29 protein-coding genes are annotated in these 25,818 nt (G+C 71.7%); 12 read left to right on the top strand and 17 right to left on the bottom strand.

Annotated features, from left to right (window positions below):
• Positions 1-127 precede the first annotated feature (127 nt).
• On the top strand, positions 128-544 hold the full coding sequence (locus ACLJQZ_RS31665; protein WP_410623505.1) for an STAS domain-containing protein: 417 nt from the start codon (positions 128-130) through the stop codon (positions 542-544).
• Positions 545-547: 3 nt separating this feature from the next.
• On the opposite strand, the gene ACLJQZ_RS31670 is transcribed toward ACLJQZ_RS31665, so the two are convergent.
• Positions 548-955 carry an ATP-binding protein gene (locus ACLJQZ_RS31670; RefSeq protein WP_410623506.1) on the bottom strand — a complete coding sequence of 136 codons (408 nt, stop codon included), beginning with the start codon at positions 953-955 and terminating at the stop codon, positions 548-550.
• A 191-nt stretch (positions 956-1,146) separates the two neighbouring features.
• Between ACLJQZ_RS31670 and ACLJQZ_RS31675 the strand changes: the two genes are divergently transcribed.
• Together ACLJQZ_RS31675 and ACLJQZ_RS31680 are read left to right on the top strand one after the other, a co-directional pair.
• Positions 1,147-2,337: a zinc-dependent alcohol dehydrogenase gene (locus ACLJQZ_RS31675; RefSeq protein WP_410623507.1), complete on the top strand. Its 1,191-nt coding sequence runs from the start codon at positions 1,147-1,149 to the stop codon at positions 2,335-2,337.
• A 61-nt stretch (positions 2,338-2,398) separates the two neighbouring features.
• A complete protein-coding gene (locus ACLJQZ_RS31680; RefSeq protein WP_410623508.1) occupies positions 2,399-2,878 on the top strand; it encodes a hemerythrin domain-containing protein in 480 nt (159 codons plus the stop codon).
• Between the two features lie 50 nt (positions 2,879-2,928).
• Here ACLJQZ_RS31680 and ACLJQZ_RS31685 read toward each other — a convergent pair whose 3' ends face one another.
• The 5 genes from ACLJQZ_RS31685 to ACLJQZ_RS31705 form a co-directional block, all read right to left on the bottom strand.
• Positions 2,929-3,915: an esterase/lipase family protein gene (locus tag ACLJQZ_RS31685; RefSeq protein ID WP_410623509.1), complete on the bottom strand. Its 987-nt coding sequence runs from the start codon at positions 3,913-3,915 to the stop codon at positions 2,929-2,931.
• A gap of 204 nt (positions 3,916-4,119) precedes the next feature.
• Positions 4,120-4,329, bottom strand: a complete 210-nt coding sequence (locus ACLJQZ_RS31690) for a DUF2188 domain-containing protein (RefSeq protein ID WP_410623510.1) — start codon at positions 4,327-4,329, stop codon at positions 4,120-4,122.
• Between the two features lie 86 nt (positions 4,330-4,415).
• Positions 4,416-4,784 carry an STAS domain-containing protein gene (locus tag ACLJQZ_RS31695; RefSeq protein ID WP_410623511.1) on the bottom strand — a complete coding sequence of 123 codons (369 nt, stop codon included), beginning with the start codon at positions 4,782-4,784 and terminating at the stop codon, positions 4,416-4,418.
• 68 nt (positions 4,785-4,852) lie between these two features.
• Positions 4,853-5,290, bottom strand: a complete 438-nt coding sequence (locus ACLJQZ_RS31700; RefSeq protein ID WP_410623512.1) for an ATP-binding protein — start codon at positions 5,288-5,290, stop codon at positions 4,853-4,855.
• Positions 5,291-5,415: 125 nt separating this feature from the next.
• The gene (locus ACLJQZ_RS31705; protein WP_410623513.1) at positions 5,416-6,009 is read right to left on the bottom strand and encodes an NADPH-dependent F420 reductase; all 594 of its coding nucleotides are present in this window, start codon (positions 6,007-6,009) and stop codon (positions 5,416-5,418) included.
• A gap of 84 nt (positions 6,010-6,093) precedes the next feature.
• On the opposite strand from ACLJQZ_RS31705, the gene ACLJQZ_RS31710 reads away from it, so the two are divergent.
• A complete protein-coding gene (locus tag ACLJQZ_RS31710) occupies positions 6,094-6,561 on the top strand; it encodes a MarR family winged helix-turn-helix transcriptional regulator (protein ID WP_410623514.1) in 468 nt (155 codons plus the stop codon).
• A 3-nt stretch (positions 6,562-6,564) separates the two neighbouring features.
• Here ACLJQZ_RS31710 and ACLJQZ_RS31715 read toward each other — a convergent pair whose 3' ends face one another.
• On the bottom strand, positions 6,565-6,915 hold the full coding sequence (locus ACLJQZ_RS31715) for a serine hydrolase (protein WP_410623515.1): 351 nt from the start codon (positions 6,913-6,915) through the stop codon (positions 6,565-6,567).
• On the opposite strand from ACLJQZ_RS31715, the gene ACLJQZ_RS31720 reads away from it, so the two are divergent.
• Positions 6,815-7,213 (top strand): enolase C-terminal domain-like protein, encoded by a 399-nt coding sequence (locus ACLJQZ_RS31720; RefSeq protein WP_410623516.1) that lies wholly within the window; start codon positions 6,815-6,817, stop codon positions 7,211-7,213. The two genes, ACLJQZ_RS31715 and ACLJQZ_RS31720, sit on opposite strands and share 101 nt — an antisense overlap.
• A gap of 137 nt (positions 7,214-7,350) precedes the next feature.
• Here ACLJQZ_RS31720 and ACLJQZ_RS31725 read toward each other — a convergent pair whose 3' ends face one another.
• Entirely contained in the window at positions 7,351-8,040 is a 690-nt protein-coding gene (locus ACLJQZ_RS31725) for a TetR/AcrR family transcriptional regulator (RefSeq protein ID WP_410623517.1), read from the bottom strand.
• An 88-nt stretch (positions 8,041-8,128) separates the two neighbouring features.
• On the opposite strand from ACLJQZ_RS31725, the gene ACLJQZ_RS31730 reads away from it, so the two are divergent.
• Positions 8,129-9,277, top strand: coding sequence for an FAD-dependent oxidoreductase (locus ACLJQZ_RS31730; protein ID WP_410623518.1), 1,149 nt, complete (start codon positions 8,129-8,131; stop codon positions 9,275-9,277).
• A gap of 10 nt (positions 9,278-9,287) precedes the next feature.
• Here the strand turns inward: ACLJQZ_RS31730 and ACLJQZ_RS31735 are convergent, their stop codons facing one another.
• Genes ACLJQZ_RS31735 through ACLJQZ_RS31745 form a run of 3 tightly spaced genes read right to left on the bottom strand, consistent with a single transcriptional unit; the run spans position 9,288 to position 12,884 of the window.
• The gene (locus tag ACLJQZ_RS31735; RefSeq protein ID WP_410623519.1) at positions 9,288-10,409 is read right to left on the bottom strand and encodes an LLM class flavin-dependent oxidoreductase; all 1,122 of its coding nucleotides are present in this window, start codon (positions 10,407-10,409) and stop codon (positions 9,288-9,290) included.
• Positions 10,402-11,463, bottom strand: coding sequence for an LLM class flavin-dependent oxidoreductase (locus ACLJQZ_RS31740; protein WP_410623520.1), 1,062 nt, complete (start codon positions 11,461-11,463; stop codon positions 10,402-10,404). Before ACLJQZ_RS31740 ends, ACLJQZ_RS31735 begins: the two co-directional genes overlap by 8 nt.
• Positions 11,460-12,884: a PLP-dependent cysteine synthase family protein gene (locus ACLJQZ_RS31745; protein WP_410623521.1), complete on the bottom strand. Its 1,425-nt coding sequence runs from the start codon at positions 12,882-12,884 to the stop codon at positions 11,460-11,462. The genes ACLJQZ_RS31740 and ACLJQZ_RS31745 overlap by 4 nt, the downstream gene beginning before the upstream one ends.
• A gap of 261 nt (positions 12,885-13,145) precedes the next feature.
• On the opposite strand from ACLJQZ_RS31745, the gene ACLJQZ_RS31750 reads away from it, so the two are divergent.
• The 3 genes from ACLJQZ_RS31750 (at position 13,146) to ACLJQZ_RS31760 (ending at position 16,912) form a co-directional block, all read left to right on the top strand.
• The gene (locus ACLJQZ_RS31750; protein ID WP_410623522.1) at positions 13,146-14,069 is read left to right on the top strand and encodes an ABC transporter substrate-binding protein; all 924 of its coding nucleotides are present in this window, start codon (positions 13,146-13,148) and stop codon (positions 14,067-14,069) included.
• A 27-nt stretch (positions 14,070-14,096) separates the two neighbouring features.
• Positions 14,097-15,425, top strand: coding sequence for an LLM class flavin-dependent oxidoreductase (locus ACLJQZ_RS31755; protein ID WP_410623523.1), 1,329 nt, complete (start codon positions 14,097-14,099; stop codon positions 15,423-15,425).
• Between the two features lie 449 nt (positions 15,426-15,874).
• Positions 15,875-16,912, top strand: a complete 1,038-nt coding sequence (locus ACLJQZ_RS31760; protein WP_410623524.1) for an ion channel — start codon at positions 15,875-15,877, stop codon at positions 16,910-16,912.
• Positions 16,913-16,982: 70 nt separating this feature from the next.
• Here ACLJQZ_RS31760 and ACLJQZ_RS31765 read toward each other — a convergent pair whose 3' ends face one another.
• Positions 16,983-18,305 (bottom strand): cytochrome P450, encoded by a 1,323-nt coding sequence (locus tag ACLJQZ_RS31765; protein WP_410623540.1) that lies wholly within the window; start codon positions 18,303-18,305, stop codon positions 16,983-16,985.
• Positions 18,306-18,440: 135 nt separating this feature from the next.
• On the opposite strand from ACLJQZ_RS31765, the gene ACLJQZ_RS31770 reads away from it, so the two are divergent.
• Positions 18,441-18,596 carry a hypothetical protein gene (locus tag ACLJQZ_RS31770; protein WP_410623525.1) on the top strand — a complete coding sequence of 52 codons (156 nt, stop codon included), beginning with the start codon at positions 18,441-18,443 and terminating at the stop codon, positions 18,594-18,596.
• Between the two features lie 92 nt (positions 18,597-18,688).
• Here ACLJQZ_RS31770 and ACLJQZ_RS31775 read toward each other — a convergent pair whose 3' ends face one another.
• The 5 genes from ACLJQZ_RS31775 to ACLJQZ_RS31795 all read right to left on the bottom strand — a co-directional run bounded on the left by ACLJQZ_RS31775 (position 18,689) and on the right by ACLJQZ_RS31795 (position 24,590).
• On the bottom strand, positions 18,689-20,353 hold the full coding sequence (locus ACLJQZ_RS31775) for a discoidin domain-containing protein (RefSeq protein ID WP_410623526.1): 1,665 nt from the start codon (positions 20,351-20,353) through the stop codon (positions 18,689-18,691).
• Positions 20,354-20,494: 141 nt separating this feature from the next.
• Entirely contained in the window at positions 20,495-21,871 is a 1,377-nt protein-coding gene (locus ACLJQZ_RS31780; protein ID WP_410623527.1) for a lamin tail domain-containing protein, read from the bottom strand.
• Positions 21,872-22,031: 160 nt separating this feature from the next.
• Complete coding sequence (locus ACLJQZ_RS31785) at positions 22,032-22,571, bottom strand: CHAP domain-containing protein (RefSeq protein WP_247051137.1); 540 nt, start codon at positions 22,569-22,571, stop codon at positions 22,032-22,034.
• A 175-nt stretch (positions 22,572-22,746) separates the two neighbouring features.
• Positions 22,747-23,643: an XRE family transcriptional regulator gene (locus ACLJQZ_RS31790; RefSeq protein ID WP_410623528.1), complete on the bottom strand. Its 897-nt coding sequence runs from the start codon at positions 23,641-23,643 to the stop codon at positions 22,747-22,749.
• 11 nt (positions 23,644-23,654) lie between these two features.
• Positions 23,655-24,590: an XRE family transcriptional regulator gene (locus ACLJQZ_RS31795; RefSeq protein ID WP_410623529.1), complete on the bottom strand. Its 936-nt coding sequence runs from the start codon at positions 24,588-24,590 to the stop codon at positions 23,655-23,657.
• 339 nt (positions 24,591-24,929) lie between these two features.
• Here ACLJQZ_RS31795 and ACLJQZ_RS31800 point away from each other — a divergent pair, with 339 nt between their 5' ends.
• Both ACLJQZ_RS31800 and ACLJQZ_RS31805 read left to right on the top strand, forming a co-directional pair.
• On the top strand, positions 24,930-25,532 hold the full coding sequence (locus ACLJQZ_RS31800) for a protease pro-enzyme activation domain-containing protein (protein WP_410623530.1): 603 nt from the start codon (positions 24,930-24,932) through the stop codon (positions 25,530-25,532).
• 38 nt (positions 25,533-25,570) lie between these two features.
• Entirely contained in the window at positions 25,571-25,816 is a 246-nt protein-coding gene (locus tag ACLJQZ_RS31805; RefSeq protein WP_410623531.1) for a hypothetical protein, read from the top strand.
• Positions 25,817-25,818 lie beyond the last annotated feature (2 nt).

Consider the following 25,818-nt stretch of genomic DNA (forward strand, 5'->3'; position numbering starts at 1 on the left):
GGAGGCAGCAGCGGTTCACTCGAGCAGCCGCCGCACCCACATCCGCGATCCCGTCCGGGACCCGGCGTGGGACTGGACTGGTGCACGCCGCGGTTTGGCCTCACGGTGAAGAGGGAGGCCACCCGTCATGCCTGCTGGTCCGCTACCCCGTCAGCGCGGCGCGTTCGTGTCGGCGCGGTTCGACGTTTCGGTCTCGGCCGAGGCCGCGGTGCTGGCCGCGGCCGGTGAGCTCGACATCTCCGTCGCCGCTTCGCTCGCCGAGTCGCTCGGCCGCGAGCTGGCCCTGCGGCCGCGGGTCCTCGTGGTCGACGCCGCGGCCGTCACCTTCTGCGCGGCGCGGGCGCTGACCGTGCTGGTGAAGACCGCCGCCGACGCGCACGCCGCCGGCGTCCCGTTCGTGCTCGTCACCCAGCAGCGTTCGGTGCTGCGCCCGCTGACCGCGCTGGGGCTGGAGCGGGTGCTGCCGGTGTACCGCGACCTCGCCGAGGCGTTGTCGTGGCTGGCGCTGCTGCCGCGGCTGACCGAACCGGCGCCGGACTGCTAGCCCTCAGGGTTCCGTGCAGGGGACCCGGCCCCACACGGTCTTGCCATCCTCGTCGTCGCTGACGCCCCAGGCCCGGCAGATCCGGTCGACCAGCAGCAGCCCGCGGCCGCCGTCGTGTGCCGGGTCCCGCATGTGCGGCACACCGCCGCCGTGGTCGGCGACGGCCACCATGACCTCGCACGGGTCGTCGACCTGGTGGAGCCGGAGCTGGATGGGCCCGCCGGCGTGGTGGTAGGCGTTGTCGAGCAGTTCCCCGACGACCAGCACCGTGTCGACGCGGTGGGCTTCGTCGAGGGTCGAGAGCCGCGCTTCGGTCCACCGCCGGGCCGCGGAGAGGTCGGCGAGGTCGTGGCCGGTCAGGTCCAGGACCTGCCACCCAGGCCGATCGGTTTCGCGCCAGGTCACCGGCATGAACAACTCCTCCCGACGACGTCCGCCACACCGGGGAGCAGCAGTGGCCGGCGTCGTTGTCCGGTAGGTACCCCGAGCCGCCGGGCTTACCCGTGACTCGCGCGCCTTTCGCGGACGCCCCGACCGGCTGAACCGGGTTTGTGCCCTCCCGTCGCGGGAAACCGGGTAGTCCGCACTCGCAGAGGAGTCCCATGAAGGCAGTGACCTGGCACGGCAAACGTGACGTCCGCGTCGAAGAGGTGCCGGATCCGAAGCTCGAAGAACCCACCGACGCGATCGTGCGGATCACCTCCAGCGGCATCTGCGGCTCCGACCTGCACCTGTACGAGGTGCTCGGGGCGTTCATGACCGAGGGCGACATCCTGGGGCACGAGCCGATGGGCGTGGTCGAGGAGGTCGGGGCCGAGGTGACCGGCCTGAAGCCGGGTGACCGCGTGGTCGTCCCGTTCAACATCTCCTGCGGCCACTGCTGGATGTGCGACCGCGGGCTGCAGTCGCAGTGCGAGACCACCCAGGTCACCGGCCAGGGCAAGGGCGCCGCGCTGCTGGGCTACACCAAGCTCTACGGGCAGGTGCCCGGCGGGCAGGCCGAGTACCTGCGGGTCCCGCAGGCGCAGTACGGGCCGATCAAGGTCCCGGACGGCCCGCCGGACGAGCGGTTCGTCTACCTGTCCGACGTCGTCCCGACCGCCTGGCAGGCCGTCGAGTACGCGAACGTCCCCCGCGACGGCACGGTCGTGGTGTTCGGGCTCGGCCCGATCGGGCAGATGGCCTGCCGGATCGCCCGCCACCGCGGCGCCGGCCAGGTCATCGGCGTCGACCTGGTGCCGGAACGGCTCGCCCGCGCCCGCGAACACGGCGCCACCGCGATCGACACCCGCGACCACAAGGTCATCGGCGACGCGATCCGGCAGCTGACCGGCGGCCGCGGCGCCGACTCGGTGATCGACGCCGTCGGCATGGAGGCGCACGGCGCCCCGGTGGGCAAGCTCGCGCACAACCTGGTCGCGATGCTGCCGCAGCCGATCGGCGCGAAGATCACCGAGAAGGCCGGCGTCGACCGGCTGAGCGTCGTCTACGCCGCGATCGACAGCGTGCGCCGCGGCGGCACGATCTCGCTGTCCGGGGTGTACGGCGGCGTGGTCGACCCGCTGCCGCTGATGGACATGTTCGACAAGCAGCTGCAGCTCCGGATGGGCCAGGCCAACGTGCGCCACTGGATCGACGACATCATGCCGGTGCTGACCGGGGACGGCGACCCGCTCGGCGTCGAGGGGTTCGCCACGCACAAGCTGCCGCTCTCGGACGCGCCCCGGGCGTACGAGATGTTCCAGAAGAAGCTCGACGGCGCGCAGAAGATCCTGCTGCGGCCGGGGTCTTGAGCGGGACGCCGGTTGGGCCGTCCCCCGGCGGGTACCCGCCGGGGGACGAAGGAGGCTGCCCGTGTCGACCGACGCGATCGTGATGCTCAAGGACGATCACAAGACAGTCGAAAGGCTGTTCAAGCAGTTCGAGAAGGCGGGCGAGCGGGCCTTCCAGGAGAAGCGGAAGCTCGTCGACGCGATGATCGAGGAGCTGACCACCCACACGTACATCGAAGAGGAGATCTTCTACCCCGTCGCCCGGGAAGCCGTTCCGGAAACGCGCGACCACGTGCTGGAAAGCGTGGAAGAGCACCACGTGATGATGTGGCTGATGGCCGAGCTGCGGACGCTCGACCCGAAGGACGAAACCTTCGACGCGAAGGTCACCGTGCTCACCGAGACCGTGCGCCACCACGTCGAGGAAGAAGAGGAAGAGTGGTTCCCGGAGGTGCGCAAGGCGCTGGGGCGCAAGCGGTTGCAGGAGATCGGGCAGACGATGCTCGACATCCGGTCGAAGGCCCCCAAGGACCCGCTGAAGATCCGCAGCGCGCACGCTTGACGCGCGTCGCGTGAGCCGGCCCGGGCGCGCTTGCGCCCGGGCCGGTCCCGTCACCGCAACCAGCCGAGCACAGCTTCGTAGACGACGTTCTCGTGCAGCAGCGCGAAGTGGTTCAGCCCGCCGAGCCAGACGATGTCGGCGTCCTCGGTCAGGTCGTCGCTCCCGACCGGGGTCACGAGGAGATCGCCGAAGAGCCGGCCCCACGTGCTGTCCTGGGTGCGCGAGAGCGTCGCGGACACGAACAACCGGCGGATGTCCGTCCCCGAGCCGGGTTCCGGTCGCCAGGTGGCTCCGGCTTCCCCTTGCGCGTGGTGGACGTGGCCGTAGGCGAGGTCCTGGATGCCGTCGCTGCGCAGCGCGAGCACCCGGGCCAGGGGCGCCGCCGCGGCCGAGCGGCCGAGCAGGCTCACGAGCCGGGCGACGTGGCGTTCGAGCGGCGCGCCGCGGTGCGGGGTGCCCAGGCAGACCAGGCGCGTCACGCGGGGGAGCCACGGCGAAGCCTGTTCTTGTGCATGGTACAGCGCGCTTCGCGCGACCAAGCCGCCCATGGAGTGTCCGATGAGGACGATATCGGTGACGGGCACCGGCCACGCGGCGACGAGCCGGGACAGCAGCGCGACGAGCTCACGGCCGTTCTCCCAGACGTGGCGGCCCGAGTTGTACCGCAGGTACACCGGGGTGCCGCCGACGTCGGCGGCCAAGCGCGTCCCGAAGTCGGCGCCGGGGGCCGCGCCGCGGAACCAGCCGCGCTCGGTTTCCACCAGGCCGTGCAGGAAGACCACCACGCTGCCGGTCGCGGCCGGGAAGGCCGCGGCGAGCGCCCGGTGCTCGACCTCGACGGGTCTTCGTGCCGCTCGGACGGTCATGGTGTCCCGGCCGGGGGCGGGCAGGCTCGCGCCGAACACCCCGTGGGCGACACCGGTGACGTAGTGCCCCGCCGAGGACTCGAGCACCGAGCCGGCCCAGTACCGCCACGCGCGTCGCACGGGGACCCGGCCCAGCAGTTCGTGCAGCGCCGAAGCGGTCGTCTTCGTCATGGTGCTTCTCCCGTGCTTCGCCGCCGCAGGACCGGCCGACCTCAGGTGGGGACTACCCGCGTCGACGACCGGTACGCGGCCGGACCCGAAGCGCCGGGGTGACGTCCGACGCACTGCCGGAGCGGCGAGGCGCGAAGGTCGCGCTCGGGCGCGGTGCCGCCCCGGACCATTCTCACTGTCCTGATTGGACGCCGAAATCGCCCGTCAGGACCGCGGCCCGTACGTTTTCTGGGTTTCGACGTTTCCCGTCGCGTCGTGGACGAAATGCGTGACCCGCTTCCGGCGCGCCATGGTGCGCCCGAACGACACCGCGTCGCTGCGGCGCGCCGAGGTGTTCGAGGCGCGGACGCCGCCCTCGATCCGGTTCTTCCACAGTCCGTCTTCGTAGTACGTGTGCACGTCTCCGCGGGTCACGCCGACGCCTTTCACCGTGGGTGGGCCGTCCTACCCGAGGTGGGTGCCCTTCCCGGTGCGGCACAAACGCCGTGCCGCCGATCGGCTCACGTGCCGGGGTCGCCCGAGTCGAGCACGGTCACGACCCGATCGATCCCGGCGAGGCCGATCACCCGCCGGACCCGGCGCGGTGCGAGGACCACGAACGTCGTTCCCCGGTCGGCGCAGCGCCCCTGCACGGTCACCAGCGTCGAGATGCCGGCGGAGCTGAAGAAGGTCACGGAGTCGAGGTCGAGCGTGAGCCGGCGCGGGCCGCCGGCGAGCTCCGCGGTCAGCGCGTCCTCCAGGACGGGGCTGGTCGAGGCGTCGACCTCGCCGCGCGCCCGCACGCTCACGTCGCCGTCACCGGCGCTCTGCCGGGTCACCGTGAGCAGGTCGTTCGCGGGTCCGGTGCCGTCCGGGCGCGGGGTCTCCATGGCAGCTCCTCCACTCGCGTGACCGGTTCCATCCCACCAGGTCCGGCGGTGGATACCAAGGGGCCGGCCTAGCTCGGGCCGGCTTCGTCCTTCGGGCAGGCGAGGCCGGGCTCCGCGCAGCCGAGGCGGCCCCACACGACCTTGCCGTCGTCGTGGTAGCTCGCGCCCCAGGCGAGGCACAGCTGGTCGACGAGCAGCAGCCCGCGGCCGCCGTGGTCGTCGGGGACGCGCAGCCGCGGCGAGCCGCCGCTGGTGTCGGCGACGGCCACGGTGATCTCGCAGGGGTCGGCGAGGCGGTGGAGCCGGACCTGGGTGGGGCCGTCGGCGTGCTGGTAGGCGTTGTCGAGCAGTTCGCCGATCACCATGAGCACGTCGAGGCGGTGCGGTTCGCCCAGCGTGGCGAGCCGGGCTTCGGCCCAGTGCCGCGCGGACGCCGAGTCGGCCCGGTCGCGGCCGGTCACATCGAGAATCTGCCAGCCGGCCTGGTCGTCTCGAGCCCAGGTCACCGGCAAAACGACTCCTCCCGCGGGCCCGTTCCCAGAGGTGCGGAACCTGCCTGGGCTGTCGTGTTCTCCAGGCAGGCTACCCGCGCTCGGGATCGGCACCCGCCGCGGCCGTCGGAGCGCTGTGCTCAGCGCAGCGGCAGCTCGACGAAGTTGCGCAGCACGAGGGCGTTCTGCGCCTGGATCAGGCGGCCGCCTTCGTCGATCCGGCCCAGCTGCACCGCGGCGAAGCCGAGGGCGACGGCGAGATCCGCGATCCGGTCGCCCGCTTCCGGCGAGTCCGTCGCGAGGAAGACCACCCGCTTGCCCGGGCCCGGGGCGGGTTCGGCCGCGAGGGTCTCGGACGGCAACTGGTTGAAGGCCTTGACGACCGCGGCGCCGGGCAGTTGCTCGGCGACGTAGTGGGTCGACAGGCGGCCCTGCAGGATCTCGTCGGCGTTCGGCGTGTAGTACGCGTTCGTGGTGTCGACGACGGTCTTGCCGGTCCAGTCCGGCCGGGACTTGCCGAACCGCTCGACCGCCGTGAACGGGATCGCCAGGAAGAGGACGTCGCTCTCCAGTGCCTCTTCCAGTGTCACGGCGTGCACGCCGGAGCCGAACGACGGCAGCGATTCCGGCCCGCGGGTGTTGGCGATGCTCACCTCGACGCCGGCCCGGGCGAACAGCCGGGCCAGGGCCGAGCCGATGTTGCCGCTGCCGATGATCGCCGGACGTGCGCTCATGGTGTCCTCCCGATGTGGTTAACGTGTGAACCAAACGTAGGCCGCAACTGGTTCACATGTCAACCAAGCGGTAGGGTTCCGGTTATGGCGGACGCGCGGTGGCTGGACGAACGGGAAGACCGGGCCTGGCGTGGCCTGATGGCGATGCAGGACGGCCTCTCGGAGTTCATCGAGCGGCAGCTGCGTACCCGCTGCGGGCTGTCCCGGGCCGACTACCAGGTACTGGCCCACCTTTCGGAGGCGCCGGAAGGCCGGTTGCGGTCGTTCGAGCTCGGGGAGCTGCTGCGCTGGGAGAAGAGCCGCCTGTCCCAGCACCTGGGCCGGATGCAACACCGCGGCCTGGTGACGCGCGAGCGGTGCGCCACCGACCAGCGCGGGGCGGTCGTCGTCAGCACCCCGCGAGGCCAGGAACTGATCGAGGCCGCGGCCCCGCAGCACGTCGCCGACGTCCGGGACGCGTTCATCGACCAGCTCACGACGTCGGAGCTGGAGACGCTCGCCACCATCGGCGACAAGGTCCGCGACCGCCTCGCGGCCTTGGACCGCAGGTGACGGCTAGCCCAGCCGAGCTGCCGTGTCGTGGAACTCGCGGCGCACCGCGGCGATGGTGTCGCCCGAGCGCGTCGGGCGGACGCGGTTGGTGAGCAGCACGTAGTACCGCCCACGCGACGGTTCCACCCACAGGCTCGTGCCGGTGAACCCGTTGTGGCCGTAGGCATCGGGCTCCAGTGCGCCGCCGATCGGCGAACCCGGGACGTCGAGTCCCTGCCACCCCAAACCGCGGCGTAAGCCTTCCGTCCGGACGGTGATCATCTCAGCGTGCGTGGCCGGTTTCAGCAGCGGCGCGGCGGCGCCCAGTACCGGGCTCAAGGGCACCAAGGACGTCCGCGGCGACGTCGCGATCATGCGTGAGCTGCGCCGGGCGCTGCCGGACGTCGAGCTGCGCGTCGACCCGAACGCGGCGTGGTCCGTGCCCGACTCGATCCGCGCGGGGCTGGCTCTGGAGGAGTTCGCCCCGGCGGTCCGGCTCGGCGCGGTCGACGTGATCCACGGCGACGTCTACAAGTGGGGCGGGATCGCGGCGACGACGGCCCTGGCCGCCCACTGCGAGACGTTCGGCCTCGGGATGAACCTCCACAGCGGCGGCGAACTGGGCATCGCGACGGCCTGCACGCGGACGACATCGTCGCACCGCTGGAACTGACCGACGGCCGCCTGCGCGTCCCGGCCGGACCCGGCCTCGGCGCGACGGTGGACGAGGACAAGCTGGCCTTCTACGCCGAGCGCAACGAAGAGGAAGGCGACCTCACCGGCTAAGAACTGTATAACGCCCTACACGGCTCACCGGTGGGTGATGCCGGCCAGGATGAGATCGACCCCGGCGAGGAACTGCTCCCGGTCGTCGTGCTCGCGCACCTGCGCCGCGACGGCCCGGGTGAACGGGTACTCGTCGGGGTCGAGCTCTTGCCACGCCGTCGACACGGCGTCGAGGAACTGGGCGCGATCGACGCCGGGTTCGAGCGCCCGCCCGCTCGCGGAGTTCGCGGCGTTCTGGCCGGCGGCGCCGAGGATGTAGTGCACCAGCGCCGAGGTCGCCGTGAACCAGCTGCCTTCGGGCACGCCCAGCGCGCGGACCTGCCGGCCGAGGCTTTCGAAGATCCGCGGGGTCACCGAGCCCCAGGGGCTGCGGGCGAACTGCGCCGTGAGCTGCGTGGCGAGCCACGGGTGGTCGTCGATCGCCTCGAACAGGCCGAGCGCGACGGCGCGCACCTCGTCCTGCGGGGTGCCCTGGGACTTCCCCGGCGCCATGGCCCGCGCGACGACGGCGTCGGTCGCGGCGGCCAGCAGCTCGCCCTTGTTCGCCACGTGCCAGTAGATCGCGCCAGCGCCGGTGGCGAGGCGCTCGGTCAGCACCCGGAACGTCAGCCCGCCTTCGCCGGCCGCGTCGAGCACTTCGACGGCGGTCTCGACGATGCGCTCGCGGGAGAGCGCCTCTGTGCGCCGCGGGGCCCGGCGCGTGCGTGTAGCCATGCCTCCAGTTTGACACATCTGGAATAGTGTTCCAATATGGAATGACGTTCCAGTGAGGCCCGACGGCCTTGAACCCGGAGGAGTCACCATGAACACCCAGGTCACGATCATCGGCGCCGGTCTCGGCGGCCTCACCCTCGCCCGCGTCCTGCACGTTCACGGCATCCCGGCCACGGTCTACGAGGCCGAGGCGTCGCCGGCCGCGCGCACGCAGGGCGGCATGCTCGACATCCACGACTACAACGGCCGGCTCGCCCTCGAGGCCGCCGGCCTCACCGAGGAATTCCGCAACCTGATCCTGGAGGGCCGCGAAGCGACGCGGATCCTCGAGCGGGACGGAACCGTGCTGCTCGACGAACCCGACGACGGCACCGGCGGCCGCCCCGAAGTGCAACGCGGTGAGTTGCGCCAAGTCCTGCTCGACTCCCTCCCCGAAGGCACCGTCCGGTGGGGCCACAAGGTCAGCGGCGTCCGCGCCCTCGGTGACGGCCGCCACGAAGTGACCTTCGCCAACGACACGACCGTCGTCACGAGCCTGCTGGTCGGCGCGGACGGCGCGTGGTCCCGGGTCCGGTCGCTGCTCTCGGACGCCACGCCCGAGTACGTCGGCACGTCGTTCGTCGAGACGTACCTGTTCGACAGCGACACCCGGCACCCGGACAGCGCGAAGGCGGTCGGCGGCGGGGCGCTGTTCTCGCTCGAACCGGGCAAGGGGATCCAGGCGCACCGCGAGAGCGGCGGGAACCTCCACACCTACGTCGTGCTGTCGAAGCCGCAGGAGTGGTTCGCCGACATCGACTTCACCGACGCCGCGGCGGCCACCGCCCGGATCGCGGCGGAGTTCGACGGCTGGGCCCCGGAGCTCACCGCGCTGATCACCGACGGCGAGACCCCGCCGGTGCTGCGCCCGATCAACACCCTGCCGACCGGGCACCGGTGGGACCGGGTGCCGGGGGTGACCCTGCTCGGCGACGCCGCCCACCTCTGCGTCCCGAACGGCGAAGGCGCCAACCTGGCCATGTTCGACGCCGCCGAGCTCGGCAAGGCGATCGCCGCGCACCCCGGCGACGTCGAAGCCGCGCACCCCGGCGACGTCGAAGCCGCGCTCACCGGCTACGAGCAGGCGCTGTTCCCGCGCAGCGCCGAAGCCGCCATCGAAGCCGCCCGCGACTTCGACCTCTGCTTCGGCGAGAAGACCCCGCACAGTCTCGTCAAGCTGCTGACCGGGCAGGCTTAGCCCGCTGGCTTCACCCCCGGTTCCAGTGCTCGGCGAGCAGTTCGTAGGACCGCACGCGGTCGGCGTGCGCGTGGGTGATGGTGGTGATGACGAGCTCGTCGGCGCCGGTCGCCTCCTGGAGCTGCCGCAGCCGGGCCGCCACCGTGGCGGGGGAGCCGACGAACTGGGTGTCGACGCGGTCGGCGACCAGAGCCCGGTCCTCGTCGCTCCAGACGTGGGCGGCGGCTTCTTCCGGCGTGGGAAAGAGAATCGCGCCCTCCGCGCGGCGGATGGAGCGGACCCAGAGGGCGTAGCCACTGGCCAGTTCCCGCGCGGTGGCGTCGTCTTCGGCGACGACGACGTCGGCCGACACCGCGACGTACGGCTTCGGCAGGGTCGCCGAAGGCACGAACGCTTGCCGGTATGCGGTAACGGCGTCGAGCACGCTGGACGGGCTGACGTGGTAGTTCGCGGCGAACCGCAGGGCGTTGCGGCCGGCCACGGACGCGCTCTGCCCGCCGCTGCTGCCGAGGATCCAGATCTCGACCTGCGCGCCCTCGCCGGGCACGGCGTGCGCGTCGAGCCCTTCGGGGGAACGGTAGGTGCCGCCGAGGAAGGCGAGGATGTCGTCGACCTGTTCGCCGTAGTCGGGTGATTCGGCGCCGGGTTGTTGCAGCAGCCCGAAGGTCAGGCCGATTCGCGACGAGCGGGCGAGCGTGCTGAAGTCGGGCTTCTCGGGAATGAGCAGGCCGTTGCTCGCCTGCGTGGCCGGCGGTGGTGCGGCTGCGGCGGCGGCGTATTCGCGGACGAGTTGCTTGCCGCTGCGGCCGAGCCCGAGGTCCAGCCGCCCCGGGTGCAGCGCCGCGACGAGACCGAACTCCTCGACGACGGCCAGTGGCGTCCGGTGCGCGAGCTGCACGCCCGCGGACCCGAGCCGGATCCGCTTGGTGGCCCCGGCGACGAGGGCGATCAGCACCGGCGGTGACGCGCCCGCGACGCCGGGGTTGAGGTGGTGTTCGGCGAACCAGTAGCGGTGGTAGCCGAAGCGTTCGGCGTGCTGTGCGAGGTCGACGGTGTTGCGCACGGCCTCGGCGGCGCCGGACCCGGTGCTGATCGGGACGAGGTCCAGCACCGACAACGGGACTTCAGGCATGACGGTCCTTTCCGGCGGGCCACGGCGGGTCGGGGATCTCCCGCCGCAGCGCGGGCGCGATGTCCGACTGGAACAGTTCGAGGGTGGCGCGGTGCTGTTTTGCGGTGAGCCCGTCGCGGTCGGCGTGCAGGTGCATCACCTGGTGCCCGAGTTCCTTGTGGTAGCGCAGGACTTTCTCGGTGATCTGGGCCGGGCTGCCGATCAGCGCCGAGCTGCGCTCGACGAAGTCCTCGAGCGTCGAGAAGACGGGTTCGAGGCCGAGCCGGGTCTGCAGGGCCAGCCGGCTCTCGAAGATCGGCCGGTAGACCTCGAGCGCTTCCTGAGACGTCTCGGCGGCGTAGTACCCGGCGGTCCCGGCGCCGACGATGGCGGCCGCGGGATCGTGGCCGTGGTGGGCCCACCGCTCGCGGTAGTGGCGGACCAGCTCGGCGTAGGGCTCGACGGGGTTGGTGACGTTCGCGGAGAAGAGCGGGTCACCCCACTTCGCGGCGAGATCGACGGACTCGTGGCTGGTCGCGCTGCCGTGCCAGACGCGGATCGGCCGCTGCAGCGGCCGCGGCCAGACCTCGGCGTCGGTCAGCGACGGCCGGAACCGCCCGGACCAGGTGACCTTGTCCTGGCGCCAGAGTTTCCGGAACAGCTCGTAGCCCTCGGCGTTGCGGTCCCACTGGTCGTCCGGGGTGACGTGGAACAGCTCGCGCTGGGCGGCGCCGTTGCCCTTGCCGATGATCAGTTCGAGCCGGCCGCCCGAGAGGTTGTCGAGGGTCGAGTAGTCCTCGAACGCGCGGACCGGGTCGAGCAGGCTGAGCGTGGTGACGGCGGTGAACAGCCGGATCCGGGACGTCCGGGCGGCGATGTGGCTCAGCACGACCGGCGGCGAGGAGGAGATGAACGGCCGCTCGTGCCGCTCGCCGACGCCGTAGCCGTCGAAGCCGAGTTCTTCGGCCAGCTCGGCGTTCGCGACGACGTCCAGCAGCCGTTGGTCGGTCGGGGTGAGGACGCCGGTGACCGGGTCCGGTACATGGGTGATCAGGGTGATGAGCAGGAACTTCACGTGCCCGCAGTCCTTTCTCCGACTGGTTCAAGCTGTCCTTTGTGGACTGATCCGGCGACGCGCCCGTCGACGAGGACCCACGCGGTTTCGTGCGCGCCGAGCCGGTCCGCGGCGGCCCGGCGGCTTTCGCCGATGCCGACCGCGGGCAGGGGGCCGGTGACGTAACCGGCGATCGGGTCGGCCGGGCGGGCCATGCCGGCCGCGGTCAGCAGGCGGAGCTCCGGGACGTCGAGCGCGCCGGTCACCTCGGCCACCGACGGTGGACCCGTGGCGCCGGGCCGGTCCGGGCCGACCGGCCACAGCGGTCCGGTACCGGGATGCCGTTCGGCCACGGCGAGCGCGCTGCCGACCGACGCCGTCGCCGCCAAGCCGGGTGCGGCGGCCGGGAACGGGCCGGCGGCCTCGGCCACGGTCTGCTCGCCCGCGTGCTCGGTGAGGAAGCCGAGGTGCCGGAGCCAGTCGTCGTCGTAGTACTTGGACAGGTAGGAACGGCCGGAGTCGGGGACCACGACGACGATCAGGTCGGCCGGACCCAGCCCGGCGCCCAGGCGCAGCGCGGCGGCGGCGGCCGTGCCCGCGGAAGCCCCGAGCAGCAGCCCTTCCTCACGCGCCAGCCGTCGCGTGGTCAGCAGTGACTCGCGGTCGCCGACCGGTTCGACGTGGTCGACGACGTCGCGGTGGTACGAGCGGGGCCAGGTGTCCTCGACGGTGTCCGGGTGCCGGTAGTGCCCGATGCTTTCGACCACGTAGGGGCTGCCGTCGCCGCCCGAGTAGACGGAGGTCTCGGGATCGGCGCCGATCACCCGCACCCGGCCGCCGCTGACCCGCTTGAGGTGGGCGCCGGCGCCGCTGATGGTGCCGCCGGTGCCGATCCCGGCGACGAAGTGGGTGATCCGGCCCCGGGTCTGCCGCCAGATCTCCGGCCCGGTCGTCGTTTCGTGGGCGGCCGGGTTGGCCGGGTTGTCGTACTGGTCGGCGAGCCAGCCGCCGTTCTCCTCGGCGAGCCGGCGCGCGACCTGCGAGACGTGGGCCGGGTCTTCCCGCGGTACGGCACCTGGGGTGACCACGACGTCCGCCCCGTAGGCACGCAGGATCGCGGTCTTCTCCCGGCTGCTCTTGTCCGGCAGCACGACGGTGAGCCGGTAGCCGCGCTGGGCCGCCACGATCGCCAGCCCGATCCCGGTGTTGCCGGAGGTGCCTTCGACGATCAGCCCGCCGGGTGGCAGCGCGCCCGAGCGTTCCGCGTCGAGCACCATCGAGAGCGCGGCGCGGTCCTTGACGCTGCCGCCCGGGTTGAGGAACTCGGCCTTGACGTAGATCCGCGGACCGGCCGGCGGCGCGATCCGCGCGAGCCGGATCAGCGGGGTGCCGCCGATCGCGTCGAGCACGGAGTCGAACGCTTCGACGTCGTCGGATGCCATGCCCCACCACCTCGCTTCCGGTTACTGCACAGGTATCCCGTCGCGGGTGGTCCCCGCACGGATGTTCAGGATGTGGACCTCGCCGGTTGACAGGATCGCCGGGTTCATCCTAACCTGTAAAAGTGACCAGCAAGGTTAGTTGACCGGATCGGGTTACGGCGGCCACAGTCTGCGTCGCCGTGTTCCCAGCATGTGGTTTCTGTCGTACCCGCTGGTTAGGGTCGTGGATGTCTGGATCATGGGAACGAGGAGTGTGGGCACGTGCGCTGGAGCCGGAACCTTCGAGCGGCCGCGGTGGTGGCGGTGGCCGTCTTCGGCCTGACCGCGTGCGGGGGCGGGGACAGCGGTGACAAGCCCGCTGCGCCGGGCAAGGGCGGGGCGCCGATCGTCGTGGCGTCCTTCAACTTCACCGACAGCCAGATCCTGGCCGAGATCTACGCGCAGGCGCTGGAGGCCAAGGGCTACCCGGTGACCCGGAAGCTGAACCTGGGCTCGCGCGAGCTGATTTACCCGTCCCTGAAGTCCGGTGAGCTGCAGTTCATCCCGGAGTACCAGGGTTCCGCGATCACCACCGGCTTCGGTGCGGAGCCGGTCAAGGACGCCAAGGGCGAGCACGACCAGCTGGCGAAGCTGTTCGAGTCCAGCGGCGTCTCGCTGCTGGACTACGCCCCGGCCGAGGACAAGAACACCTACATCGTCAAGGCCGATCTCGCGAAGTCGAAGGGCATCGCGACCATCAGCGACCTGAAGAAGCTCGACAAGGTCATCCTGGCCGGCGGTCCGGAATGTGAGAAGCGGCTGACGTGCTTCAAGGGCTTGACCGACATCTACCACCTGACGAACGCGTCCTTCCAGACCGTGCAGGAAGTCGGGCCGCGGGTGCAGCAGCTCAACTCCGGTGCGGTCACGGTGATCCCGGTGGACTCGGTGAGCCCGTCCGCCGGTGACCCGCAGTACGTCGCGCTCAAGGACGACCTGAGCATGGTGCCGACGGAGAACGTGGTGCCGGCGGTGAACAAGAAGGTGCTCGACGCGCGGGGCGCGGACTTCGCGACCGTCGTCGACGCCGTGAGCGCGAAGCTCAGCACCGACGGCATGCGCGAGCTGAACAAGCGCGTGGACTCCGGCGGTGAGCCGGCGGCCGACGTCGCGAAGGACTGGCTGTCGCAGCAGGGTCTCGCCTGACGGCGGCACAACACGAGGAGTCGTTCCGTGAGCGCGGATCAGTTGCACTTCAACGCTTTCATCTGGCCCAACGGGTACCACGAGTCCGCCTGGCGCGTCGTCGAGGACGACGTGCGCGGCGTGCTCGGGCTGCCGTACTACGCGGACATCGCGCGCATCGCCGAACGCGGCCTGATGGACACGATCTTCCTGGCCGACAACATCGCCATCGCCGAGTACCGGGCCACGCACCTGCCGCAGACGCAGTTCGACCCGATCTCGGTGCTCTCGGCCCTGGCCGCGGTCACCAGCCACATCGGACTGATCGGAACCGGCTCCACGACCTACAACAAGCCGTGGGAGCTGGCCCGCCGGTTCGCGACGCTGGATCACCTCAGCGGCGGCCGCGCGGGCTGGAACATCGTCACCACCATCACCCCGCTGGCCGCGGCGAACTTCGGCGAGCGCGCCCACCCCGACCACGCCGACCGGTACACGCGGGCCCACGAGTTCGTCGACGTCGTGACCCGCGCGTGGGACAGCTGGGAGGACGACGCGGTCGTCGGTGACCGCGAACGTGGAGTGTGGGCGGATCGCGCCAAGCTGCACGCGCCCCGCTTCCACGGCGACTTCTACGACGTCGAGGGGATCCTGCCGTTCCCGCGCTCGCCGCAGGGGCGCCCGGTCCTGGTCCAAGCGGGACAGTCCCCGGCCGGCATCGCGCTGGCCGCGCGGTACGCCGAGCTGGTGTTCTCCGGGCCGCCGTCGCTGGAGGCCGCGGCCGCGTTCCGGACCGAGCTCCACGCCCAGGTGGCCGCCGCGGGCCGGGACCCGGCCCAGGTGCTCGTCCTCCCGGCACTGATGGTGACGCTGGGCGGTACCGAGGCCGAGGCCCGGGAGAAGGCCCGCCGGCTGGAAGAGCTGGCGAGCCCGGAGTTCCGCTGGCAGAACATCCTGTACACGGCCGGCCTGGACCCGGACGGCTTCGACCCGGATGCTCCGCTGCCGGCGGAGCTGTGGACCGGAACGGCGAACGTCTCGAGCCGCGCGAACGAGCTGTTCGCCCTCCAGCGCGCGCAACCGGAGCTGCCCTTGCGCGAGCTGGCCCTGCAGCTCAAGAGCGGCGCGGGCCAATCCCACTTCGTCGGCACGCCCGAGCAGCTGGCCACGCACGTGATGGCCTGGCAGGACGCCGGCGCGGTCGACGGGTTCACCATCATGGGCTCGACCCTGCCGTACGAGCTGACGGCGTTCGTCGACCACGTGGTGCCGATCCTGCAACGCAAGGGCCGCTACCGCACGGAGTACACCGGCCCGACCCTGCGCGACCACCTGGGCCTACACCGCCCGCCCGCAGGAGGTGCCACGCACCGCTAGCCGCACACGGACGGCGGGTCACCGGATCTGCGGCCGGCGTCGGCACCTCCCGACCCACGGCCGGCACCGGCGCGGATCTCCGCCTTGCCGGTCGCTGACGTCGGCAAGGCCGGGCGCGCGGTCGACGCGCGCCGTTACCCACACGCGGATGGCGGGCTATCGGATTCCGCCTTGCCGGCCGTCTGCGTCGGCAAGGCGGTCGCGGCCGGGGAGAACCGGCCCGCCACCGCCTCGATCCGCACCGCCTCAACCGGCACCGCCTCGATTCGCACCGGCTGTGACGGCCGAGCGTCGCCGCGCCGGTCGCGACCCGGCGCCGGGCGGCGGCCGTCACGGTCGGGTAAAGGCCGTTGTGCCTGGTCCGCGCGTGTGATCTCGTGATCCGGAACTGTCCTCAAGGGACGCTGAAGGTGGCGTGTCCGGGTGGTGGCGTTCGGTGAGGAGAGGGCGTGCCTTTCATCCTTTCCCGCCTGTTCGCGCGCTGGCTCCTGCGTGCCGGGTGGATGCTCCCGGTGGTGGTCGTCGTGTTCGTCTTCGCGACCAGCTGGCCGCTGATGGTGCTGGCCGAGCCGGCCGGCAGCGACCTGGTTCAGCCGGGCAACTACTGGTGGTACTTCGTCGTGACCGCGGCGACGGTCGGCTACGGCGACTTCTCGCCGGAGACGGCGGCCGGGCACTTCGTCGGGGTGTACGTGATCGTCGGTGGGATCGCCACGCTCACCACGGTCTTCACCCGGCTCGCGGCGCTGCTCGAGCAAGCGAAGGGACGGCGGATGCAAGGCTTGGAACCGGTGGAGCTGAGCGGCCACGTCGTGCTCGTCGGCTACCTCGCCGGCCGCACCGAGCGGCTCGTGGCGCAGCTGCTGGCCGACGGGATCACCGGACTGGTGCTGTGCGCGGGCGACGAGGTGCCGGTGCACCCGATGCCGGCGCAGCCCGTCGAGTTCGTCCGCGGCGACCTCACCGCACCGGCGGTGCTGTCGCGGGCGGGAGTCGAGCGGGCCGCCACGGTGCTCGTGGACGTGCGGGACGACAACGAGGCGCTGGCGGTGGCGGTCCTCGTCGAGCACGCCTCGACGTCGGCGCACGTGGTGGTCACGATGCGCGACATGGAACGGGCCGAGCTGATGGGCTACGTCGACCCGCGGATCACCTGCGTCCAGTGGCACACCCCGCGGATGGTCGTCGAGGAGGTGGTCTCGCCGGGCATCGCCGAGGTCTACACCGAACTGATGACCGCCGGCGGCGCCGGCACGTACTCGGTCACCGTCCCGGAACGCCTCGGCGCCCTGCAGGTCGAACGCTGCCGGGCCGCACTGGGCCGGACCTTCGGGGCCACGGTACTGGCCGTCCGCGGCGCGAACGGCCTGACCGTCAACCCCGCCTGGGACGGCGACCTGCCACCCGGAGCGGTGCTGTACTACGTCAGCTCCCGCGCACTCGGCCAGGACGAGATCGAACGAGCCCTGCGCGCCGCACACCACTGAGTCACTCGCGACGGGCCTGCCGCCGATCAGTCGATGTCGCCCGGGCACGTCGTGGCCGAGGCCGTCGCCGCTAGGTGAGGGTGGCCGGCAGGTACTCGTAGCCGCGCAGGATTCGGGTCTCTCGGCGGCGGCTTCCCGGACGCAGAGCCAAGCCGGGGAAGCGGTCGAAGATCGTCCGCAGGCCGATCTCGCCCTCCATCCGGGCCAGTGCGGCGCCCAGGCAGTGGTGCCGGCCCGCGCCGAAGGCGACGTGGTCGCGGGCTCGGGCCCGGGTCACGTCGAACGTCTCCGGCTCGGCGAAGACCTGCGGGTCGTGGTTCGCGCCGGCCAATACCGTCGTCACCAGCGCTCCTCGCGGCAGGGGGACGCCGGCGACCTCCGTGGCGCGGACCGCCAGCCGGCCGGTGAGCAGGACCGGCGGGTCGTGGCGCAGGACCTCCTCGACCGCGTTGCCCCACAGCTCCGGCCGCTCGCGCAGGGTCGTGAGCTGGCCCGGGTGGGCGGTCAGCAGGGCGATGCCGCTGCCCAGCAGGTTGACCGTCGTCTCGAAGCCGGCCGCGAGGACCAGGCCCGCCGTCGACTTCAGCTCGGCCTCGGTGAGTCCGACGCCGTCGTCGCGGGCCGCGACCAGGCGGCTGAACAGGTCGTCGCCGGGGTGGCGGCGCAGGTGGTCCAGGTGCTCGCCCAGCCAGGTGTCGAACTCCGCCAGCGCCGTCTCGACGTCGCGGAACGTGCGCCAGCCCAGGCCGAGGTCGAGGCTCGGCGCCGCCGCCGCGCCCAGGGACAGCACCTTGCCCACCTCGGTGGCCGGGACGCCGAGGATCTCGCTGATCACCGTCACCGGGAGCAGGCCGCAGTAGGACTCGACCAGGTCGACCGGGCCGGTGGGGTCGATGGCGTCGAGGACCTCGTCCGCGATCGCCTGGACCCGGCCGCGCAGCTGCTCGACGGCGCGCGCGGTGAACACGCCGGTGACGAGCTTGCGGTAGCGGGTGTGCTCGGGCGGGTTGACGGCCAGCAGCGACGGCGGCCGCACCGGGTGCAGGTGCTCGCCGGCCGACCACTCCAGCAGCCGCCCCAGCGCGGAGCCGTCGGAGCCGAGCACGCCGGTGCGGAAGTCGTCGCTGGAGAGCACCTCCCGGACGGCGGCGTGCTGCGTGGTGATCCAGCCGAAGCGCGTCCGGGCGACCGGTCCGGCGGCCCGGATCTCGTCGAACAGCCCGCTCAGGTCGCGGCCCGCGGCGGCGTCGTCGACCAGCCGGCCCTGCAGGTCGCCGCGCCGGGCGCCGCGCAGCAGCACGGCCCGCGGCAGTGCGTGCCCGAGCCCCCACCGGACCACGGGCTTCGCCCGCAGCAAGGTACCTTCGACGACCGCTTTGCCGAACCGGGCCACGTTCCCCCCACTGCGCCGCACGACTGTGTCTACTCCAGAGTAGCCCGCACCGGCCCCGGAGCCGGGCGGGCTCCGGGGCCGGCCGCCGGGTCAGCCCGCCGTCGTCGCGTTCAGCGTCAGGTCACGTCGACCTTGATGTCGCGGTACACCCCGGTCAGCTTCGAGGTGATCTTCGACGCGAGGTCCTGGACGACCACCGCCGCGGTCAGGGCCGCGATGATGGTGATGATGGCCTTCGGGTCGACGAAGAGCGCGCTGGTCTTCGGCGTCGACCAGACACCGCCGCTGTAGAGCCGGGTCGCCGTGCACTGCCGGGCGCTGCTGCACCGCGAGCTGGGTGTCCTCCCGTGACGCGGCTGGTCGCCTCCCAGCCGGCGTTGTGATCAGCTGTAGGCCTCGAAGCGGGCGATCTGCCCGGCGGGCCAGCCGGTGTTGCCGGTGCAGGTCAAGCGCAGGAAGCGGCGGCTGGTGCGGGGGATCGTGATGGTGACGTTGTTGCCCCGCGCGGGATCGAACACGTAGCCCGTCGCGGGGGAGAGGGTGTCGAACGTGGTTCCGTCGGATGAGCCCGACAGCGCCAGCGTCTGGGTGCGGGTGCTCCACGCGCTCGACGGTGGGACGGCCACCACGATCCGCGTCACCGCGGTCGACGCGCCGAGGTCGACCTGGAGCCACTGGGGGAACGCGTTGTTCGTGCTTTCCCAGTAGCTGTCGGCGTTTCCGTCGACGGCGTTGCTCGCGCCGTAGTTCTGCGTGTGGCTGCTTTCGCTCGTGGCCCGGCCGCGCGCCAGGTCGGTCGAGCCGCCCGTGCTCAGCGTCGGCGACGTCGGCCTGGTCGCCGTCAAGGCGAGCTGGCCCTTGAGCATGCGGCCGCCGTCGTTGGTGAGGCGCAGGTAGTAGTCCGACGAGCACGCTGTCCCGTCTTCGTCCAAAGCGAGCAGGCCGGAGCCGGCGGGGGTCATCGACGCGTTCTCCGCGGTCTTCGCGATCTGGTTGCCTTCACCGTATTCGTCGAACATCGAGATGTAGATGCCCTGCACGCCGGCGCGCACCATGTTGTAGAACTGGCGCCACATGAAGTCGCCGTGGGCCCGCTGCCGGCCGGAGACGTCGCCTGGCAGCACGCACGGCTGGTAGTCGATGCCGTGGGCGTTGCAGTCCGCCTGGTCGGGCACGGTGAGGTTCTGGTACATCCAGTCCGAGCCCGCCGCGTCGCCGACCGCGCCGACCATCCACGGCGAGATCATGGTGAAGGAGCGGTAGACGTCGCCGAAGCCGGGCCGCGAGCCGCCGTCGCTGGTGCGCCATTCCCTTGGCACGCCGCCGATGACGTAACAACCCAGGCCCTTGAACCAGTTCACCACGTCGAGGCAGGTGTTCGCGTCCCACGGGTGGTTGCCGTCGTTGTACCCGAAACCCCAGATGCAGACGACCGGCTTGCCGTTCTGGCGGGCGTAGGCGGACGACGCCGTGTGCGCCGACATCTTCGCCGTCCAGTCGGCCTTCATCTCCGGCTGCATGTTCGCCCAGCCGGTGGCGTCGTACATGATGTAGAACTTCCGCCCGTGCGCTTCGGCGGCGCTGCGGACCTTGGCGGCCATCGCGTCGCGCGTCGGGCCTTCGCTGCTGTTGGGGTTGAAGCGCTGCAACGCGGCGGTGTCGCAGCCGTTCTGCTGCATCCACAGGAAGTGCGTGTCCACGGTCTGCTGGTCGTAGGACGAGAAGAGCGTCGCGGGCTGGCCGTTGCCAAAGTTGGCATAAGCGGTCTGGTAGGTGCGGGTGTACTCGCGCATGTCCGGCCAGGCCTTGATCACGTTGTTGCCCGTCGACGGCGTCTGCCCCCAGTTCTGGCTCCAGTGCCACCAGCCGTTGATCGGCGCGCCGTCACCGGCGCAGGCGAACCAGCCCTGGTACCCGACGGTGATCTTGCCGACGACGTCTCCCGGCGCGCTGGCGGCGGACGCGCCGGGCGCGCTGGCGAGGGAAAGCGCTCCCCAGGCCGATGCCGCCGCGGCCGAGCCGATGAACGTCCTGCGGGAGATCGCCATTGCAGATCCTCTCGGCACCGTTGCACGAGTACGTGTTCCGGGAGGCGACTGTAGGCTTCCGGCCAAGAACTGGCAATACTCGGACCGATTTCAGAAATTTACGTACTGAAGTCTGCAAGAATTGTCGGAGAAGGCGGCCGGTCAGCAGGCGACGATGCCCTTCCGCAGCGCGTGCCCGCCGTCATTGGTGTCGTCGGACCAGTAGACGGGCTTGGTGCCGCCGGTGCACTCGCTCGCGCCGGCCAGGGCAAAGCCTTCGTTGTTGTAGTCGGGCATGCCGGTGGGCCGGTTGTAGACCGCGGTCGTCGCGAACACGCCGGCGGCGTTCACCTTCATCGTGCGGTGCTGGCCGTGGCAGGTGTCGTCGCAGACGACCCACAGGCGCGCGGCCTGCGGCTCCCACTGCACCTCCATGACGCCGCTCATCCCGCTGGCGAAGGACGCCACCCGGGTGAACGCGCCCGAGTCCTGCAGGACGTACCCGTGAACCATGCCGGTGCCCTCGACGCCGACGAAGAACACGCCGCCGCTGTGCGCGCCGTAGTGGCCGGGGTCGTAGGCCGCGCCGGTCGAGGCGTCGGCGAACCCGGCGCCGGTGAGGGAAGCGTCGGGAACCCAGGTGACGCCCTCGAAGCCGAGGTTGGCGCCCACGGGCGGCAGGTCCGCGGTCAGGTTCCACTCCTTCGTCGCGGTCAGCGTGGAGCCGGTGCCGCTCACGTCGTAGCGCAGCACGGACGTCCGGCTGCTGCCGGAACCGTTGCGCTCACTGGCGACGAACGCCGCGCCACCGGTGACCGTCACGCCCTCGCTGTCCGGATTGCCGGAGCCGCCCGGGAACCGCAGTGTCTTGCCCGACGACCAGCCGTTTGCGGTGTCCGGCTTCCAGCCGCCGGAGCCGTTGGGCAGCAGGCGCCACAGCTTCCCGGAGTTCTGCGCGGCCCACAGCACACCGCCGTCCTGGAACAGGCCGCTCAGGTCCTCGCCGAAGACGTTCGACGCGTCGGCTGTCGTCACCGAGCTGCCGCCGGGCCACGCCACCGGCGCGGTGCCGGAGCCGCAGCTGTTCGCGGCGCCGAGCGTCAGCGGGGCCGCGGTGAGCGGGCCCGTCCCGTCCGGGCAGCGCGACCACGACGGGTCGGAGTGCTCGCTCCAGCTGACGCTGTCGACCAGCGTGGTGCCGTTTGCCTGGTAAAGCCGCGCTTTGTCCGACGAACCGAGCCCGAAGGAGCTGTGGACGTCGAACGCGCGGAAGGCGCCGGGCGCCAAGGACGTCCCGGCGGCGATCTTGTACTTCGAGCTGTCCTGGTCGTCCTTGATGATCCAGCCCGAGACGTCGACAGCGGCCGTGCCCGAGTTGTACAGCTCAACGGAGTCGTTCACGCTGCCGGTGGTCACGACCTCGTTGAGGTGGACGTCCTGGGCCGCGGCGGCGTGCGCCGGGCCGCTCGCGCAGGCCGCGGCCAGCAGCGAACCGGCGACGAGGCAGCAGACGCGCCTGCGGGCACGGGATTCGGTCACGGTGTCCGTCCTCGGGGTCGGGGATCCAGAGCCGGTTCAGCGTTCCGGGGCGGGCCGAACGAACGCCCTCCGGAAGGTGGGTTTCCCCTGAACGATGGCCGAACGTCCGTGGGCGCGCCACTCGCGTACCGGTGATCGGGACGCGAGTGGCGTCCGATGGTCAGCCGTAGAAGTGGATGTAGCGGAAGTCGTTCTTGTTCACCGTGTGCCGCAGGTAGTGGCCGGTGCCGTCCCAGTTGTAGTCCTCGACGGTCACCTGGTTGCCGTTGACGCTGTCCACGATGGCGACGTGGCCGTACTGCCCGGCGTCGGTCTGCGCGGTCGCGCCCGCGGTGGGCGTGTTGTCGACGCGGAAGCCATGGTTGCGGGCGTTGTCGTCCCAGTACTTGGCGTCGCCGTAGTTGTTCGCGCTCTTGCCGTGCCGCGCGATGTTGTACGCGTTCCACGAGACGCACTCGCGGTTGTACATGTTCCAGTCGTCGACCACCGAGTCCTGGGGGATGTTGCGCCACTTCGCGGGGTAAGTGTCGCCGATCGTTGCGGGCGCGGCCGGCGCGGCGGTGGTCCCGAAGAGCGAGGCCATCGACTGGGTGGTGTGGTGGACCGTGGTGGTCGCCGGGGCCGCGACCGCGGCCGGGGCGCCGGCGAGCGCGACGCTCGCGGCGGCGGCGACCGCGAACAGGGTGTGCTTGACGGACATGGGAATTCCCTTCACCGGGGGAGTTGGGGAGACCGCATAGAAAGGAGCTGGCCAGAACGGTAAAGGCGGCAACGGGAAGCGGACAGGCTAAGTGAACAACTGACCTGTCACCGTCTTGGCGCGTCGCACAACCGCAGGTCAACGGCCCTGTGGTGGCGGCTGTAAACAGATTTGGCTACCACTCCCAGTTGACGCCGAGGATGCCCGGGTGCACGTCACGAGTGGCGAAAGTGACCGAGTGGCCCGAATCCACGGGCAACGGACGGCCTTGCGTGCGCGGCCCGCCCAGCTGCCGTTGTTCGAATTCCCGCGCGAGGCGGGGGATGCGGGAAGCGAATTGCACTTGGCAGACGTAGAGCTGCGCGGGCCGGGTGAACCGGTGGTGGTAGTGGTCGGTCTCGTGCCCCCGGCCGAAGCTCAGGGTGTAGGTCACCGCGGCGACGTCACCGGCGGCCAGGGTCCGGTCGATCAGGAGCTCGCCCGCGGTCAGGCCGGTGGCCCGGTCGGTCAGCACCCGGCCCAGCGTGCAGGACTGCAGGTCCTCGTAGGCAGGATCGTCCTGCTCGGGCCCGTCGGCCTGGAAGAACGTCATGATCCGGTCGACGCCGTCCATCGCGGCTTCGGCGACCATGCGCACCCGCAGGTGCCGCTCACGGCTGTGGTCGTCGACGAACAGCGTGTCGTGGAGGGACCAGAACCGCACGTGGCCGTCCGGCGGCGGCTTCAGCTCCGCGGAGAGGGGGTGCAGCGCGGGCCACAACCGGTGCCGGGCCAGCCGCTCGGGCGGCCCGCCCAGCCAGCGGCCGCGGGGCGCTTTCGGGCCCAGCAACGACTTGAGCGTGCCGGGACGCACGTTGAGGACGTCTTCCAGGTGCGTGACGGCGTCCAAAGAGGTCTCGCGCTCCGGGCGGGAGCGACCCGTGCGCCAGTACGAGAGCGACGCCCGGGACAGCGTCACGCCGCGCGCGGCCAGGTGGCGCTGCAGCCGCTCCAGCGACAGGCCGGACTCGGCGATCGCGGCGTCCAGCGCGAGTGAGAACGCCGTGTGCGAGGACTCGAACTCCACGGACACGGGCCGGTGCCTCAGTTCCAGTCCCACTGCAGGCCGAGCAGCCCCGGGCCGGCGTCCGGGACGGCCAAGTGCGCCGTCCCGGACCCGCCGATCCACAACGGTTTCCCCGGCTGCCGGGCGCTGTTGAGGGTCGGCTGCCGGTACGGGACGCAGTGCGGCGGCACCTCGCCGGTGAACTCGACCTGCAGCAGGTACTGCCGCACCGGCCGGGTGAACCGCCGGTGGAACGACGTCAGCACCGAACCGCCCGGGTAGCGCCAGGTGTACTCGACGACCGTGCGGTCGCCCGCCGAAAGCCGTTGCTCCAGCAGGAGTTCGCACACCGTCGCGGTGCTCGCCTCCTGCGGCCGGGTCCGGCCCTGCCGGCAGTACCGCAGCTCACCCAGGACCGGCCGCGACGACTCCTCGGCCCATTCGTAGACGACGCACCGGTCCGTCCGGTCGGTCGTCGCCTCGAGCACCAGCCGCGTCCGGACCTCGCGCAGGCGGCGGCGCTGGTCCACGAGCACGTGCTCGTGGACGTCCAGGTACCGCACCTGGCCTTCCGGCGGCGCGTCGATGGCGGCGAGCGCCGGCCCGCAGGACGGCCACAGCCGCCGGCGGTCGACCGCGCCCGGTTCGGTTTCGGCGCCGCGGCCTCGCGGTCGCGGCGGGCCGAGCAGCACCACCAGCGACTCCCCGGGGAGTCCGATCAGGTCTTCCAGCGCCCGCACCGCGCGCAGCGACTCCTCGCGTTCCGGCCGGCTGCGGCCCCGCCGCCAGTAGCTCAGCGCGGCGCGGCTGACCCGCACACCCCGGTCGGCCAGCCGCCGTTGCACCTGCTCCAGGCTCAGCCCGCGAACGGCCAGCGCGTGGTCGAGCACCTGCGCGAACGTGCCGTGCCGCAGCAGCCGGCGCAGCTCGCGGTCCACCGGCACGGCTCGCGTTCCCACCGCATTTCCGGCCATCGGACCTCCACAGCTCGCCACTCCGAGGGGTTCGCGGACCGTAGGCGGGTGATCGCGATCGGTGGTAGGGCCGAAGGGTGGAATCCGGGGCATAAGCGGCAATCCGCCCGGGGCGCGGCCGCACTGAACGCGTCCGGACCTCTGTGGACAACTGGCTACGGATCGCGCCTCCGACCTGCGGCGGAACCCGGCGCGAACCGGTTCACTGTGAACGGAACTGAACGTTCACGCAGGGATTTCCCGGGTGACGGCCCGTGATTAGCGTTCGGCCGGTCTCCGGCGTCGACTGCATCCGGTGTGCCGCAGAAAACGTCGCCACTCCACTCCCGGAGGAAACAGATGTCCCCATTCCCCAGCGCCAGGAGAGCGGCCGCCGCGGCGACCACCTTCCTCACCGCTGCGGCGCTGCTGGCCGTCGGACCGCCGGCAGCGCACGCCCAGAACACCCGAGTCCCCCTGCCGGACAGCATCGCGGCGCCGGCGGGCGCGCACCGGGACGCCGCCGTCGCGGGAGACCGCGGCGTCGGGATCGCGGTGGCGCTGCGCCCGCACGACGAGGCCGGCCTGAACCGGTTCGTCGCCGCCGTCGGCGACCCGCGCTCACCCGGCTACCGCCACTACCTCACCAGTGAGCAGTACAACGCGCGCTTCGCCCCGACCGCGTCCGACGTCGCGCAGGTGACGGACTTCCTGCGCGCCCAAGGCTTCCGGGTGACGTCGGTGGCGGGCAACCGCCAGGTCGTCGACGCCACCGGCACGGCCGACGCGGTGAAAGCCGCCTTCGGCACGTCGCTCGGCGACTACACCGGCGCGGACGGCGCGCACTTCTACGCCAACGACGCCGCGCCGTCGATCCCGGCCGCGCTCGGCGGGGTCGTGCGCAGCGTGCTCGGCCTGTCCGACCGCCCGGCAGCCGGCACGACGGCCGGACCTACCAGCTGACCGGCCCCCGGGCGCTCAGCTTCGGCGAGGCGGTCGACGTGATCGGCCAGGCCACCGGACGCGTGCTCCGCCACATCGACGTCGCCCCCGAAGTCCACATCGGACAGTTGGTCGCGAACGGCGTCCCGGCCGGTGTCGCCCAGCTGCTCACCGGCATCCTGGTGGCCATCCGCGACGGCGCGGCGCCCGTGCCGACCGGCGACGTCGAACGCGCCCTCGGCCGGCCGGCGAGGTCGTTCGAGGACTACGTCACCGAAACGGCCGCCGCGGGGGTGTGGACCTGACG

The sequence above is a fragment of the Amycolatopsis sp. cmx-8-4 genome (genome assembly GCF_046548675.1).
Taxonomy (GTDB): domain Bacteria; phylum Actinomycetota; class Actinomycetes; order Mycobacteriales; family Pseudonocardiaceae; genus Amycolatopsis.

Excerpts from the sequence above, each read along its gene's own strand:
- ACLJQZ_RS31665 (WP_410623505.1), top strand. The coding sequence starts at position 128 with ATGCCTGCTGGTCCGCTACCCCGTCAGCGCGGCGCGTTCGTGTCGGCG.
- ACLJQZ_RS31670 (WP_410623506.1), bottom strand. The coding sequence starts at position 955 with ATGCCGGTGACCTGGCGCGAAACCGATCGGCCTGGGTGGCAGGTCCTG.
- ACLJQZ_RS31675 (WP_410623507.1), top strand. The coding sequence starts at position 1,147 with ATGAAGGCAGTGACCTGGCACGGCAAACGTGACGTCCGCGTCGAAGAG.
- ACLJQZ_RS31685 (WP_410623509.1), bottom strand. The coding sequence starts at position 3,915 with ATGACGAAGACGACCGCTTCGGCGCTGCACGAACTGCTGGGCCGGGTC.
- ACLJQZ_RS31695 (WP_410623511.1), bottom strand. The coding sequence starts at position 4,784 with ATGGAGACCCCGCGCCCGGACGGCACCGGACCCGCGAACGACCTGCTC.
- ACLJQZ_RS31705 (WP_410623513.1), bottom strand. The coding sequence starts at position 6,009 with ATGAGCGCACGTCCGGCGATCATCGGCAGCGGCAACATCGGCTCGGCC.
- ACLJQZ_RS31710 (WP_410623514.1), top strand. The coding sequence starts at position 6,094 with ATGGCGGACGCGCGGTGGCTGGACGAACGGGAAGACCGGGCCTGGCGT.
- ACLJQZ_RS31715 (WP_410623515.1), bottom strand. The coding sequence starts at position 6,915 with ATGATCGCGACGTCGCCGCGGACGTCCTTGGTGCCCTTGAGCCCGGTA.
- ACLJQZ_RS31725 (WP_410623517.1), bottom strand. The coding sequence starts at position 8,040 with ATGGCTACACGCACGCGCCGGGCCCCGCGGCGCACAGAGGCGCTCTCC.
- ACLJQZ_RS31730 (WP_410623518.1), top strand. The coding sequence starts at position 8,129 with ATGAACACCCAGGTCACGATCATCGGCGCCGGTCTCGGCGGCCTCACC.
- ACLJQZ_RS31735 (WP_410623519.1), bottom strand. The coding sequence starts at position 10,409 with ATGCCTGAAGTCCCGTTGTCGGTGCTGGACCTCGTCCCGATCAGCACC.
- ACLJQZ_RS31745 (WP_410623521.1), bottom strand. The coding sequence starts at position 12,884 with ATGGCATCCGACGACGTCGAAGCGTTCGACTCCGTGCTCGACGCGATC.
- ACLJQZ_RS31770 (WP_410623525.1), top strand. The coding sequence starts at position 18,441 with ATGTCGCGGTACACCCCGGTCAGCTTCGAGGTGATCTTCGACGCGAGG.
- ACLJQZ_RS31775 (WP_410623526.1), bottom strand. The coding sequence starts at position 20,353 with ATGGCGATCTCCCGCAGGACGTTCATCGGCTCGGCCGCGGCGGCATCG.
- ACLJQZ_RS31785 (WP_247051137.1), bottom strand. The coding sequence starts at position 22,571 with ATGTCCGTCAAGCACACCCTGTTCGCGGTCGCCGCCGCCGCGAGCGTC.
- ACLJQZ_RS31795 (WP_410623529.1), bottom strand. The coding sequence starts at position 24,590 with ATGGCCGGAAATGCGGTGGGAACGCGAGCCGTGCCGGTGGACCGCGAG.
- ACLJQZ_RS31800 (WP_410623530.1), top strand. The coding sequence starts at position 24,930 with ATGTCCCCATTCCCCAGCGCCAGGAGAGCGGCCGCCGCGGCGACCACC.